Source organism: Allobosea sp. P1_A7, from assembly GCF_056406775.1.
In genome coordinates this window covers 1-13,972 of sequence record NZ_JBFTZN010000145.1, presented here as the reverse complement: position 1 = coordinate 13,972, position 13,972 = coordinate 1, and the positions used below count along the sequence as shown (strand labels likewise).

The 13,972-nt window shown below is 62.4% G+C and carries 13 protein-coding genes; 9 read left to right on the top strand and 4 right to left on the bottom strand.

The features are described from left to right. A partial coding sequence (locus AC1D34_RS22955; RefSeq protein WP_476825428.1) for a hypothetical protein occupies positions 1–186 on the bottom strand: 186 nt, incomplete at its 3' end. Between the two features lie 244 nt (positions 187–430). Between AC1D34_RS22955 and AC1D34_RS22950 the strand changes: the two genes are divergently transcribed. The 4 genes from AC1D34_RS22950 to AC1D34_RS22935 all read left to right on the top strand — a co-directional run bounded on the left by AC1D34_RS22950 (position 431) and on the right by AC1D34_RS22935 (position 3,050). Further along, positions 431–856 carry a DUF1236 domain-containing protein gene (locus AC1D34_RS22950; RefSeq protein ID WP_476776187.1) on the top strand — a complete coding sequence of 142 codons (426 nt, stop codon included), beginning with the start codon at positions 431–433 and terminating at the stop codon, positions 854–856. A gap of 435 nt (positions 857–1,291) precedes the next feature. Then, entirely contained in the window at positions 1,292–1,534 is a 243-nt protein-coding gene (locus tag AC1D34_RS22945) for a DUF6894 family protein (RefSeq protein ID WP_476776188.1), read from the top strand. 219 nt (positions 1,535–1,753) lie between these two features. Further along, positions 1,754–2,260 (top strand): cupin domain-containing protein, encoded by a 507-nt coding sequence (locus AC1D34_RS22940; RefSeq protein ID WP_476825430.1) that lies wholly within the window; start codon positions 1,754–1,756, stop codon positions 2,258–2,260. 136 nt (positions 2,261–2,396) lie between these two features. After that, complete coding sequence (locus AC1D34_RS22935; protein WP_476825429.1) at positions 2,397–3,050, top strand: DedA family protein; 654 nt, start codon at positions 2,397–2,399, stop codon at positions 3,048–3,050. A gap of 232 nt (positions 3,051–3,282) precedes the next feature. Here AC1D34_RS22935 and AC1D34_RS22930 read toward each other — a convergent pair whose 3' ends face one another. Then, on the bottom strand, positions 3,283–4,068 hold the full coding sequence (locus AC1D34_RS22930) for a class I SAM-dependent methyltransferase (protein ID WP_476776189.1): 786 nt from the start codon (positions 4,066–4,068) through the stop codon (positions 3,283–3,285). Positions 4,069–5,806: 1,738 nt separating this feature from the next. Here AC1D34_RS22930 and AC1D34_RS22925 point away from each other — a divergent pair. After that, positions 5,807–6,169: a hypothetical protein gene (locus tag AC1D34_RS22925; RefSeq protein ID WP_476776190.1), complete on the top strand. Its 363-nt coding sequence runs from the start codon at positions 5,807–5,809 to the stop codon at positions 6,167–6,169. Between the two features lie 160 nt (positions 6,170–6,329). Here AC1D34_RS22925 and AC1D34_RS22920 read toward each other — a convergent pair whose 3' ends face one another. Further along, positions 6,330–6,662: a hypothetical protein gene (locus AC1D34_RS22920; protein ID WP_476825427.1), complete on the bottom strand. Its 333-nt coding sequence runs from the start codon at positions 6,660–6,662 to the stop codon at positions 6,330–6,332. Between the two features lie 371 nt (positions 6,663–7,033). On the opposite strand from AC1D34_RS22920, the gene AC1D34_RS22915 reads away from it, so the two are divergent. The 4 genes from AC1D34_RS22915 (at position 7,034) to paoC (ending at position 11,451) form a co-directional block, all read left to right on the top strand. After that, entirely contained in the window at positions 7,034–7,324 is a 291-nt protein-coding gene (locus tag AC1D34_RS22915; protein ID WP_476776192.1) for a hypothetical protein, read from the top strand. Between the two features lie 314 nt (positions 7,325–7,638). Continuing rightward, positions 7,639–8,292, top strand: coding sequence for an aldehyde dehydrogenase iron-sulfur subunit PaoA (gene paoA, locus AC1D34_RS22910; protein WP_476825426.1), 654 nt, complete (start codon positions 7,639–7,641; stop codon positions 8,290–8,292). Beyond that, the gene (locus AC1D34_RS22905; protein ID WP_476825425.1) at positions 8,289–9,239 is read left to right on the top strand and encodes an FAD binding domain-containing protein; all 951 of its coding nucleotides are present in this window, start codon (positions 8,289–8,291) and stop codon (positions 9,237–9,239) included. The genes paoA and AC1D34_RS22905 overlap by 4 nt, the downstream gene beginning before the upstream one ends. Before the next feature lie 4 nt (positions 9,240–9,243). Then, positions 9,244–11,451, top strand: coding sequence for an aldehyde oxidoreductase molybdenum-binding subunit PaoC (gene paoC, locus AC1D34_RS22900; RefSeq protein ID WP_476825424.1), 2,208 nt, complete (start codon positions 9,244–9,246; stop codon positions 11,449–11,451). A 23-nt stretch (positions 11,452–11,474) separates the two neighbouring features. Here paoC and AC1D34_RS22895 read toward each other — a convergent pair whose 3' ends face one another. Beyond that, positions 11,475–13,583: a DNA cytosine methyltransferase gene (locus AC1D34_RS22895; protein ID WP_476825423.1), complete on the bottom strand. Its 2,109-nt coding sequence runs from the start codon at positions 13,581–13,583 to the stop codon at positions 11,475–11,477. Between the last annotated feature and the right edge of the window lie 389 nt (positions 13,584–13,972).

Below are 13,972 nucleotides of genomic sequence, written 5' to 3'. Positions count from 1 at the left end.
GTCCAGGATGTAGGGCCGCGCCTCGCCGTCGATTTGAACGGTCACTCGACCCGTCGGCTGTGGATGATCGATCACGATCACACCACCGGCGAAGTTGCAGATGTAGGATACGTCCGCGTCCGGCTGTGCGTGGTTGGCTAGGAAGACCGCGCTCGGGATCACCAGCGCTGCAAACTGCGAGATCATCGCGGCCTCCCCAAATCCTTGCCTTGTTCAATCAATACGTCGCCGTCGCACCAAGGTTCCACCGGGCAAGCACCCGCTCGCGTTAAGAATTGAAGCAGGAACGACGCGGTGGCGGCATAACCCTAAGCAAGCCCAACACGGGCAGTTACCCGCTAATTCCCTAATTATGAACGGTTATTCATGGAACACGCGATCCAGCCAGCCGTTTAGATTTGCGGCAGGGGCCATCAAAGGGAGAAGAACCATGATCAAGAATCTTGTTCTGGTCGCCGCGCTCGCCGTCGTTCCGGCGACCGCGTTCTCGCAGTCGAACTCTGGCGCGGCCGGTGGAGCCGCGAGCGGCGCGGCGACAGGGGCGGTCGGCGGCGCGATCGTCGGCGGACCTGCGGGGGCTGCGGTGGGTGCAGTCGGCGGCGCTGCTGCGGGCGCGATTGTCGGCGGAATCGCGGCCGACCAGCGCACCGAGTTCCGCACTTATGTAAGGGAACAGAAGGTGCCATCGGTGGCTTATCGCGAGAAGGTGGTCGTCGGCGCAACGCTGCCCGACACGGTAACCTATCGCGAGGTTCCGGCTCGCTACGGCAAGACCGAGTATCGCTACACCGTGGTCAACGACCAGACCGTTCTGGTCGAGCCGAAGACCCGCAAGATCGTTCAGATCATTGAATGATCAACTGGAGCCCACCCTGGCAGGTGGGCTCCATTCGATCGGGTTCACCCTGATCAACCGGAAGGAGCGCCATGTTACGGCCAATCCTGTTCGCCGCTGCTGTCGCGGCTACCGCCGCCTTCAGCGCTCCGGCGCAAGCCCGTGGCAGGCACAAGCCGCCTCCGTGGCAGGTCTGACGACCCTCGGGACGCCCGACCACGTTGAGCAGATCAAAAGGGTGACCACGGATACGAGGGCCACACGCACGGATCGCGCCATTGGGACCATGGACGTGGCTACGGTCGCTATTATGGGGCCGCCTCCACATGCTTGCACCTATGGCAGGCCCGCACTCGACTTCGAGCTCGCGAGTGTCTGGCGTGTGTGACCTGCGAATCCAAACCCTCACTGAGCATTGGCACAGCTCTGCATTGGCTAACCATTSGAGGTCAGCACATGAAGCGATTCCACTTCTCAGCCATTCGGGACGGCAAGGAACGACAGAATATGCTCGAGCCTGACGCCGCCCTTGAGTTGCCGAGCGTCGAGGCGGCGCGAGAAGCCGCAGATGATGCACTGCGGGAAATGGTAGGCGAACTACCGCCTGGACCTGCCAAGGTCGCTCTGGTCGTTCGAGATGACAGCGGTGCCGTGGTGGACGGGCTGGAGCTGGAAATCCGGCCCCTGAAGCCGTATTGAGGGCCGTGCTGCGCGGCGAGCATCGGCTGTGCGCCCTCGTACCCGGCGACCTCATAGCCCAATTTCGAGTTGACCGAGCGGCCGTCGGTCATGGCGGCCGAGTCATTGTCGCGCCTTGGATCGGATGTCCTCGCCCTGGGCGTTGGGCGAACTTTTGTGAAACGCTCGCGTTACCACGCGGTCTTCGTTCACCAGGAGAACGCCACGGCCATGGCAACGATCTCGACGACGGCTATTCACCTCGCGGAGCACGAGTGGGTGCCCAACAACCCGCGCTTGCCCGTAATCGTCTATGACGCCGCATTCCCGGGAGATACGGAAGATCTCGCGACTGCCATGGAGGCGCGCTTCGGCGCGAACGGCTTGCAGGCGCAGTGGCGAAATGGAATTTACGACTTTCTCCATTATCACTCGCAGGGGCACGAAGTTCTCGGCATTGCGGCTGGCTCAGCAGAGGTGATGCTCGGTGGGCCAAAGGGACGGAATTTATCAGTCCGAGCCGGCGACGTGTTGCTGCTCCCGGCTGGCACCGGACATTGCCGTGGCAATGCCTCCAGCAACTTCCTGGTGATTGGAGCCTACCCGCCCGGTCAGAGCGGTGACATCATTCGCGGCGCACCAACCGCCACGATTCGCGAAGCCATGGCGCGGTTGCGCTTTCCGTCAATGGATCCCGTTAATGGACAGGATGGTCCCCTAACGCAGCATTGGGCCGACAACTTGTAAGCAAAACTCAAACCTGGCGGGTTTGCCCATGGCAGCTCAAGGGCTCGCGCAGGGCGACGCTGCTGCGCAGGTCCGATTTGCCTATTGGGTGCGCACGCGGTCCGATCGCTTCCTTACAGGCATCTTGTAGGTGCTCATGTTGGACATTTTATCACCCGCGTGGATTCAGGACCTCATGCAGGCTGATGGCCTATGGGTGCTCTTTGCCGTGGTAATGCTTGAGAGCATGGGGGTGCCGATGCCGGGGGAAACCGCGCTGGTGACGGCTGCTCTCTACGCCGGCTCGACCCATGGAATCGGTATTCTCCCGGTGCTGACCGTTGCCGCTATAGCTGCCATCGTCGGCGACAACATCGGGTACCTTATTGGCCGATCGATTGGGCTTCGATTGATCGTGCGCTACGGCAGATACGTTGGCATCAACGAGGCACGGCTCAAGGTTGGCCAGTATTTGTTTCTGCGGCACGGCGGCAAGATCGTCTTCTTCGGCCGCTTCGTCGCTCTTCTTCGCACCTTTGCCGCTCTCCTCGCCGGAGCCAACCGCATGCCGTGGCTGCATTTTCTTCTCATGAATGCGCTTGGAGGGGTGACCTGGTCCGCACTGTTTGGCGGCGCCGCTTATCTGTTCGGCGAGAAGATCAAGCTGGTCGCAGGACCGATAAGCCTGCTTATCCTGGCATGCGCAACCGGCCTGGTCGTGGCCGGCGTCGTCTTCCTACGACATCATGAGAGGGAATTKGAGGAGCGGGCGAGCGCTGCCCTGTCGCCCCCATCGACGCAGGGGTCCTAAGTCACGCAACCGATCGGGCGCGCCCGGACATCCCTCGGGTTTCGCCGGCGCAATGGCCCGCTCTCCGCCCAACCCAGCCGGGAGCCAATGGTCAGCATCCGGATCATCAGCTACGGACCGAGCGAGCGCCGACCCAACTCGGGGAACGGCCCTAGATGCACTCGCAGGCCGGATAGTTCTACGGCCTCTACCCGGAACCCCCCGAGGACCGAGCGTCGTCACACCCTTCGCATCAGACTCCAAGGCTGTCCCCAAGCAGCGACGTTCGGCCAGCGGACGCCCGGCGCAGCATGCCGAAATAGTGCGATCGAAACGCGGGGAAAATCGTCAGCGCCGGATAGAGCGGCTCAGTGAGCGGGCCGAGGCGGTATGCGATGGGAGGAATCAGCGTTTTCGAGGCCAGTTCGCTCTCGAACTCGGGAAACAGGTCCTGGATGTGGCGGCGTGTCATGGCCCTGACATTGCGGTTCCAGGGATTGGGGTAACGCATGTCATACCAGATGATCACCCCGTTCGGAGACAGGACGCGATTGATCTCGCGCGCCACGTTCCTGGCCATCAGGGGGCTCAGGATCGAGGAGAACACCGTGAAGACCAGGATGAAATCGAAATGCTGGTCGGGAAACGGCACATTCTCCGCATTGGCTTCCGTGAACGATACGTCCGGGCATTTCCGTTGGGCGGTCGCGAGGGCTTCCGGCAGCAGGTCGATCCCGAACAGGCGGTCGTTGGGAAAACCGTAGCGCTGCAATCGGCGGACCAGATCTCCCGTCCCGCAGCCCAGGTCGAGGACCCGATATTGCTCAAGGGGTGTGGCCGCTTCCCGATCAAGCAACCCGTACAGGGCGACATCGCGATCGCGCACCATGCGCAGGCGTCCGGGGCGTCTCTCATTCTCCGGATTTCCGCGATCCCTTTCCGCATATTCCGCATAGGCGGATTTGATGCGCTCGACTTCGGCCGCCGTCGAGTGATCAGGGACATCGTCAGGGCGTGGACGCATTTGAACGACCGACATCGCAATCTCCCAGGCTGAACCGCCGATTACCTCTCGCGGATGCGCTCGGGGCATTGCTATCCTCGCCATGCGCTCCAGGCGTTGGGATCTGTTGGAACGCTGCTGACAACGGGGCAAGCGGGGCGCCCGAACTGGCATCCTGCGTACTCATCGAGGCCGCCCGGTTGCCGCTGAGCCCGAGCTCTCGCCTCAATGCGACCCTCCGGTCATCGAGACGCATGCGACGGTCTCGAGCCGAGGCGCCCACGGTMGGCGTCCGGTCGCACGAGAAACGAGGGCTCCCCCTCGGGGCTTCGGTTTCAAAGGTCAACTGCGCCCCAGCAAGCCAAGGCTGTCTCTGGTACGCGCCAAGCCGAAGCCCGGCATCCTCCGAACGAAGGATGAATCCGGCATTCCGGCGCGGCCGTGGCAATTCGACCAGACGATGCAGTCGCGTCGGATGGACGGTGGACGGCAGCGCTCGCCTGATCAGCGCGCGCAATTCGTCCCGCTTTGATTGGCCAAGCTTTGCAGTGCTGCCGAGTCTGGAACAGTTCGCAGGCGAAATATCGACGGGGGCCGCTCGAGGTCCGAAGTCGGCCGACTTCGTTCATTCGCAGGATGATCAAGCCCCCCTTTGAGCGTAACCGATTGAGGTCAAACCCGTAGCCGTGCTGAGCACAAGATTGACCAATGCCCCGATGCACAATCGGCGCCGATCGTGAACGCCCGCGCGCCTGTCATGTCATGCGCTATGCCTGCTTAAGCAAGGCCAGCCGGCGCCGTCGTCGACGCCCCCTGGGGCGGTCCCCCAACGTCCGATCGCATCCATCACAATCCGATCTTACTCGCTCCACTTATGTCGCTGTGAGCCGCCAATGGTTGGACTTCGCGGTTCGCGCGAGCGTGGCGGAAATCTCTCTAGATGCCGCAAAGGGGCATGCATCCATCCGAGCCACGTCACCGAAGAGAGGCCAGCCATGAACCCGCAGAAGCTCAGTTCAAGTGTTACCCCCCGTGGTCCTCATGATCGGACTGGCCATAACCCGGTCTCCCGTCCGGCTGGGGCCTATCMGCCTAACGGCGACGACGAGAGGGCTGGACAGCGACGGCAAAATACCGTGGGAAGGCTCCAAACAAGTCAGGAAGGCAGGGTCGGGAGGCTCACGCCGGAATCTCGGGCCACCCAACCGTCGGCGGCGATGCTTGACAGAATGCGAGCGCTCTACGCCGAACTCACCCATGCCGCCGTTGAAGCCAGCACGGCGCTTGGAAGGCCTGATAGTCCGGCGGCCTCGCTGGCCGTGTTCAATTGCGCACATCGCAATGTCGTCAGCCTCGTGCGACTGATCACGGCGATTCAAGACCCGGAGACAGAATAATCCCCTCCCGGCCGAAGTGCGGGAGGCCGGAGGGGCGAGATGACGGTCGGGTTCGGTCGGCGTAAACCACCCTGAGTCTCCCGGAGGATTTCAGCGGGGATTGATGGTCTGGTGCTGATAGGGCGCCCCGGGCGGCGGCGAGGGCATTCTGGACCCGGCCTTCCCTGGACAAGCCCCGCAGGCTCATCGGATTTTCCGGATCGTCGTCCCCGAATCTTGGCATCGACGGCGGCGAAGAGACCTACCGTGAAAGGTCGATAGTCAGACGCGCAGCCCTGCCGCCATATGGTCACTAAATGACCAGATCAGCTTCAGCCTCTGACCGCATTCGCGTTATGAAATTGGACGCCTATCCACAGCTCATGGAAGGAAATCCGATGCGAAAGATCATAACAACTGTGGTCGGCGCTACGTTCATTCTGGCAGGCAGCGCGAATGCGCAGGGTCTATCGCAGCCCACGCCTCCGTCTGCATCACCGCAACAGGGCTCGGGCCGAGCAACTATCAAATCGGTGAGCGTCGTCGATCTCGCTGCGCTTCCGGCCGAGGCCCAGGTGCAGGTCAACCAGGTACGGACAAATCATTCGGCTGACGAGATCCAGCAATTGCAAGCGGCCATAGAGAATGAGCCGGAGCTGAAATCGGCGCTCGCGGCGAAGGGCTTCACATCACGGGACGTGGTCGTTGCCCAGCTCGGTGAAGACGGCATGCTGACCATCGTTGCAAAACGGGCGAGCTGATCGCCATGTGGTCGCTCCTGGCTCTGCGACGTCGCAGGTCATTCGACCAATGAGCCTATCCGGCTATTCGGATTTAAGTGTGGAAGTTACACCTAAATCCTGGCTCGATCGCGACGGCAGCTAGGCCGCCGCCCGCTGTGTCTTTCCCGCACCGGCGGGATCAGCGCTTGGTCAGAGTGCCTTGCAGGGTCGCGCCGTTGGACGAGTTCCGGCCGGTCAGGGTGGCGGTGTTGCCGTTGATCGTCAGCGTCCGATCGTCTGCTTGCCGAATGTCAGGCTGTTGCCGTCGCGACGAGCGGTCACAGTGCCGCTGCCCTGGCTGGTTGTGCCGGTGACCGTGGCCGAGTTTGAGGTGACCTTTGAGACGGCTCTGCTCGAAGGTGCTGCCGTTCGACTGCGAGACGGTCCCCGAGTAGGTGCCTTCGAGCGGCGCTGCGGAGGCAGCGCTGACGCTTAGGGCCAGAGCGACCGCGACGAATGCGAGCTTCTTCATCTTCATGTCCTTAGTGTTGGGGTTTTCTGGTTCTCACCCCATCCGGACTCGTCCAAGCGGGCGAAGCGATCCTCGTGTGTTGTCGCGGTCAAACCAGTGATTCCACACTTAAATCCGAACAGCCGCCTATCCAAACGGTGAAAAATTCGAAGCGCCCGCCCCTGTGGGCCAGGGATTGATCACTGCCACATGCGGGGCCGCAATACGGCACMGGACTCGCGAAATCACCCCAGAAACTCCGAACAATGGTCATGCTGCGCCGTTTGCATGGGCCTGCGTCGTTCGTACCGACCTGGCGCGGCGGTCCAATTGTTCCAGGCGAGCGGCGCACCAATACCGATACCGTCGCGCATTCAGACTAGGAGAAGCCGATGAATGGCGTGAAATTGTCCGCGATTGTGCTTGCGATGTCTGCCGCACTTGCAGGGCCTGCTCTGGCGCAGGGCGTCTCGGTCGATAACCAGACTCGCGGCAAGGCACAGGGCAAAATCGGCGGTCCCGCGACCTCAGCCAGCGGAAATGCCGATGTCGACGCTGAGGTCGTGGCCCCACGCGTCAAGGCAGGCGTCAGCGGGCATGGCAGCGCTGGAGCCAAGGCTGGAAAGAAAGCCACTGGCGCTGCTGGCGCATCTGGAACCACTAAAGTCGACGAACTCGACTAGTCCGTCTGACATCGAGCCCAAATCGGGTTGGGCAGGGTAGGCCTGCCAATCGAACAAAGAGTGAGGCGCGCGCTCGATGGCCCGGCCTCACTCCGCAATTTGGGCCAGTCACGCCGTCATCTCGCCTACGACCGTTTGACCCGACGGTATTTGGTAGCAAAGACCACCGGATCAACAGCGCCCCCCGCGAGGTCACACGCCCGGACACGTAAGGGAACTGACGGAATCGGCAGGAACCATCGCTTGGTTGTTTTGTTCTCAGCCGAAGGGGTGTTCAGCCGCTGCGGCGCCAGCGCGAGGGATGGGAACATCAAATGCAAAGCCACCGCGACAACGAACTCAGGCGGCGGGACCTGTTGATCGCCGGAGCCGCATCTGCGGCGCTTGGCGTTCCTTCCCTGGCACAAGCCGCGGCGCCTCCAACCGCCGAAAGATCGGCGATGCAAGCCCCCACTTCCAATTCGGACGTCTCGATGGTCGTGAATGGCGAGATGCGCAAGCTCAGGCTGGATGTGCGCACCACGCTGCTCGACGCGCTTCGTGAGCATCTTCATCTGACCGGAACCAAAAAGGGTTGCGATCACGGCCAGTGCGGTGCGTGCACGGTGATCGCGGAGGGCCGTCGGATCAATTCATGTCTCACGCTGGCGGTGATGCACGAGGGCGACAGCATCACGACCATCGAGGGGCTGGGCAGGCCCGAGAATCTGCATCCGATGCAGGCCGCCTTCGTGAAACATGACGGATATCAATGCGGTTATTGCACGCCCGGCCAAATCTGCTCGGCGGTCGCAGTGATCGAGGAGATCAAGGCGGGCATTCCAAGCCATGTCACTGCTGATCTGATGGCTGACCCGGAGTTGACGCCCATAGAGCTCCGGGAACGCATGAGCGGCAACATCTGCCGCTGCGCCGCCTATCCCAACATCATAGACGCCATCAGCGAGGTGGCTGGGAGGAAAGCATGAAGTCCTTCATCTATGAACGTGCAGGTTCGCCAGCCGAAGCAGTCGCCGCAGCCACACGTGTCCCGGGCGCCAAATTCATCGCCGGCGGCACCAATCTGCTTGATCTCATGAAGCTTGAGATTGAAACGCCCACACACCTGGTCGACGTGAACGGCCTCGCCTTCGACAAGATCGAGGCCACGCCTGACGGTGGCTTGCGCATCGGGGCGCTAGTGCGAAACACCGATCTGGCATCAGATGTGCGCGTGCGACGCGACTATCCCCTGCTCACACGCGCATTGGTCGCCGGAGCCTCCGGCCAACTGCGCAACAAGGCAACCACCGCGGGCAACCTGCTTCAGCGTACACGTTGTCCGTATTTCTATGACATCGACCAGCCGTGCAACAAACGTCAGCCTGGCAGCGGCTGCGCCGCCATCGGCGGATTCACGCGCAATCACGCGATCCTGGGCGCGAGCGACGCCTGCATCGCGACGCACCCGAGCGACATGGCCGTGGCCATGCGCGCGCTCGACGCGACGGTGGAGACGCTGCGCGCGGACGGCACAGCTCGGAGCATTCCCATCGCCGGGTTCTATCGATTGCCCGGCGACACTCCCCAGATCGAGAACGAACTCATGCTCGGAGAACTGATCACTGCGGTCACGTTGCCGAAGCCCGTCGGCGGCCGGCAGATCTATCGCAAGGTCCGCGACCGCGCCTCCTATGCCTTCGCATTGGTTTCGATCGGCGCGATCGTTCAGCGAGACGGTAGCGGGTACGTGGCGCTCGGCGGCGTGGCCCACAAGCCATGGCGTGTCGAGGCGGCCGAAGCCGAATTGCCGCGCGGCGCCAAGGCGATTGCGTCGCAACTTCTCGCCGGCGCCGCCCCAACCCGACAGAACGCATTCAAGCTGCCGCTGATCGAGCGCACCCTTGGCGCCGTTCTGGCCGAAGCACGAGGCTAGCGTCATGAGGTTCGACACCCCAGCAACGACCAATCCGATTGACCAGCTCAAGGTGATCGGTCAGCCCACCGATCGGATCGACGGCCGGCTCAAGACGACGGGTACGGCGCCCTACGCCTATGAACGACACGATGTCGTGCCGAACCAGGCCTATGGCTACGTTGTAGGCGCGGCGATCGCGAAGGGACGCATCGCCTCGATCGATCTTGCGGAAGCGAAGGCCGCGCCCGGCGTGCTCGCGATCGTCACCGCGGAGAACGCGGGCAAACTCGGCAAGGGAAACCGGAACACCGCGGCCTTGCTCGGTGGCCCTGCCATCGAGCATTACCATCAGGCGGTTGCACTCGTCGTCGCGGAATCATTCGAGCAGGCGCGCGCCGCCTCGCATCTGATCCAGACGGACTATGCACAGACCGAGGGCGCCTTCGACCTCACTGCTGCGAAGAGTTCGGCTGGCACCCCCAAACCGGGCTTCGGCGGACCGGCCGATACCTCAGTCGGAGATTTTACTGCTGCGTTYGCCGCCGCGCCCATCCAGCTCGACGAGACTTACACGACGCCCGATCAGTCGCACGCGATGATGGAACCTCATGCCTCGATCGCAGCCTGGGACGGGGACAGGCTCACGGTTTGGACGTCCAATCAAATGATTGCCTGGGCGGCCGCCGATCTCGCGCAGACGCTCGGTATTCCCAAGGACAAGGTCCGCGTCTTGTCGCCATTCATTGGCGGCGGCTTCGGCGGAAAGCTGTTCTTGCGCGCCGACGTGCTGTTGGCGGCGCTCGGCGCGCGAGCGGCCGGGCGGCCGGTCAAAGTCGCCTTGACTCGCCCGCTCATAGCCAACAACACGACGCACCGACCGGCAACGATCCAGCGCATCCGCATCGGTGCCACGCGGGACGGCAAGATCACTGCGATCGGCCACGAAAGCTGGTCTGGCGACCTGCCGGGTGGTGATCCGGAAACAGCGGTGAGCCAGACGCGCCTGCTCTATGCCGGGCCCCACCGCATGACCTCAATGCGGCTAGCGGTGCTCGACCTCCCTGAAGGGAACGCGATGCGTGCGCCGGGCGAGGCATCGGGGATGATGGCACTCGAGATTGCCATCGATGAAATGGCGGAGAAGCTCGGGCAAGATCCGGTAGAGTTCCGCATCCTTAATGACACCAAAGTCGACCCTGAGCATCCGGAGCGCCCGTTCTCACAGCGTCRTCTCGTCGAATGCCTGCGTACCGGCGCGGAACGGTTCGGTTGGAGCAAGCGTCAGCCCCAGCCGGGCCGAGGGCGCGATGGACGCTTTCTTGTCGGGATGGGTGTCGCCGCCGCCTTTCGCAATAATCTGCTGACAAAGTCGGCGGCACGCGTTCACCTCGACGGCAATGGCACCGTGACGGTCGAAACCGACATGACGGACATCGGCACCGGCAGCTACACCATCATTGCCCAGACCGCGGCGGAGATGATGGGCTTGCCGGTCGCGAAAGTGACCGTCCGCCTCGGCGACTCGACCTTTCCGGTCTCTTGTGGCTCGGGCGGGCAATGGGGCGGCAACAATTCGACCGCCGGTGTCTATGCCGCTTGCGTCAAGCTGCGCGAGGCTGTGGCCCAGAGGCTCGGCTTCAATTCCGCGGAAGCTGTGTTCGCCGATGGACAGGTCCGCCTGGGCAATCGAAGTGCGTCGCTCGCCGAGGCCGCTGGTGCAAGCGGCCTCGTGGCCGAGGACAGCATCGAGTATGGCGACCTCGCAAAAAAGTATCAGCAATCGACGTTCGGCGCGCATTTTGTCGAAGTCGGCGTCGATGCAGCCACAGGCGAGACCCGTGTCAGACGTATGCTCGCCGCCTGCGCCTGTGGCCGCATCCTGAATCCGAAGACGGCACGCAGCCAATTGATCGGAGCCATGACCATGGGCGTCGGCGCCGCCCTAACGGAGGAACTGGTCGTCGACACACGCACCGGCTTCTTCGTCAATCACGACCTCGCAAGCTATGAGGTTCCGGTTCATGCCGACATTCCGCATCAGGACGTTATCTTTCTCGACGAAGAGGACCCGATCTCATCGCCGATGAAGGCCAAAGGGGTCGCCGAACTCGGCATTTGCGGGGTCGCCGCCGCGGTCGCGAATGCGATCTACAATGCCACGGGCGTGCGCGTGCGCGATTACCCGATCACGCTGGATAAGCTCATTGATCAGTTACCCGAAATGCCGTGAGCATGGCGGCACACCTGCGCTTGTTACTCCGCMGCTTCACGCATGTGCAGGTTCAGCTCCGCCAAATCGATYCGTTTGAAAAGCGGTGCTTCGATRGCAGTYTTYAMGCTGAYTTCTTCGCCYGAGAGCGCGCGTTGAATCGCGAGGCCCATGACGCGGGACAGCCTTGGTGGGAAGGCGTTCGCAACCTGCCGGAATTGCGCCTGGCGCGATCCGGAGAAGACCCAATTGTCTGGAAAATCCTGGAGGCGAGCAAGCATCGCCAGGGTCAGATGGGGGATGTCGTCGTAGTTCGGGCCGGGGGCGTCTTTTGCAACCTTGTCGGGATTCACGCCGATATCGCGCCACGCCCGGCGCGAATTTGGCTGAGCGAGGTCCATGCCCATCTTCTTCGCGCTCCCCCCGATGAGCGTGGGCGCAAGGCCATCGGCTTTGGCCACCCACTCATCGAGGCCCGTCCAGCCGCAAGCTCCCATCAAGTCCTTCAGCAGCGTGCCCACCGACGTCGGTGTCACTTCAGGAGCAAGTGGCCAACGGAAGCGATGCATCATCCCGCGCCGCATCGCCACGAGGATCGCGCGACGGCGATTCTGCCCCAGGCCGAACACAGGCCCTTCAATGACACGCCAATCCGAATCGTAACCGAGTCGTTCGAGCGTGGAAAAGACGTTGAGCCTGCGGAGAGCGTGGGTGACCTGAGTGATCCCAACAACATTCTCGATCATCACCGCCTTCGGACGGATCTGCTGGACGATCTCAAGAGCGCGATCGAACAAATCCCGCTCGTCAGCCGCGCCGCGGCGTTCACCTGCTTGCGAGTAGGGTTGGCAGGGCAGCCCGCCCGCGACGAGGTCAACACCCTCGAAGCGGCTGATATCAATCGTGTTGATGTCAGCCTCGATGAGGGGCCACTTCGGGCGATTGCTGCGAAGGGTCGCGGCAGCCTCCGGATTTTTCTCGACAATGCCGACGTGGCGGAAACCGGCTGCATGCAGCCCGATCGCCTGCCCACCCGCACCGGCGCAGAGTTCAAGCACCGAATACCGATAGGGAGCAGAGGGCCGTGAGGCAGATCTCCGTGGATGGCGATCGAGTGCGACGCCACCGTTGGGTACGGGACGCTTTCGGCCCGCCAGTTCCGGGATTTCCTGGCCCAGCGCCCATCCAAGAATCTCGTGCAGGTGCTCATCGATCCAGAAGGGGTGAACGTCCGGCCAGCACCAGCCTTCCATGGAGCAGAGCTTACCCGCCGCAATCTGTTCAAGAGCATCCTGCACCGTGATCCAGGAACGCTCACCCAATGAGCTGCTCGGAGTGAGCACTTTGGCGGGAACGAGTTCCCGGAGTTCCTTCGCAAGATGGCTTGCATCCACGGAAAGCGCCTGGACTCTTGCCAACGTCTCGGCCGAACAGTCCTCCGGAGTAGTTTCGTTGTAGAGCGCCGCGAACGCATTGGCCAAACCGGCGAGATCCAGAATGAAGCGATCCACCTGGKCCTTCGCCTTCAGCCGGGCAACTCGCTTCAACTCATTGATGGCGGTGCGATCGGGCTGCGAGGAGTTTCGAGCATCTCCGGCAAGTACGTCGCGCCGGAGCAAGCGGAGGTCCGCCAACGACAAGGTCCGCCCGGAGCGCAACACGGTCAGCGCTTCAGMCCGGACAGTGGCGGGCTGCTTGGCCAGTCGGCACAGAACACCGACTTCAATSGCACTCCGCTCAAGATCGGCTCGCTCTGGACCGGCGAAGTCGGCCAAGAGCAGGTACGCGTTTGCCTCCGTCCGAGACACGCGGCACTCATTTCTGATGAACGCGAGAAGCTGCGCYTTCGACAGGCGTTGGCCGAAGGCCTTGCACTGATCAGCCAGGGCGAACGCATCGGTAATGGCGCGACGACGACCAGCGAGCGCGCGATCACGGATCTKTTTGAGACTCTCCAGCATGTGCCGGTCGTCACCGGTGGCCTGGACCTGTGAAGAGCCCTCCCCCTTCTTGTTGGCCGAACGACCCTGGTCGGTTTCGCGCGAACTGCCGGTCAGCCGTGGCTGTTGCTCTGGAGCGTTTTCCTCGAATGCAGGAGCCTCTGATTCAAAAGAAGAACTGCGGTCGACAAAGATAGAGGTGTCTTCGCTCATCAACACAGGCTCCGGAACTTCTGGGGCTCCATGCCAGCGAGGCCGTGCATTTCACGTGAGCACAATTGCTAAAATCCGAAGGACCCAAGGTACCGTACCGAAGCCGCGTTGCCAGTCGTGCGGTCCGGCGCAACGTCGATGCCACCCGGGGAATCAGGTCTGTTTCTGGGCGCAAAGCCAAACCGCTTCCGCCCCTCCCCCATTGTTGAGAAGCCCGTGTGGCCCAATCGAAAGAAGCCCGCTGGCAGGACACTTCCGTCCCGGGAATCGGATCAATCCGGATACTCGCAAGCGAGGCGATCGTAAGCATCCTCAGACGCTGCGTCGCCCGCCATGGCATTTTCAAGTTCACCTTCGTCGATAAGCACCCCGCCGAAATGGCCCACGAA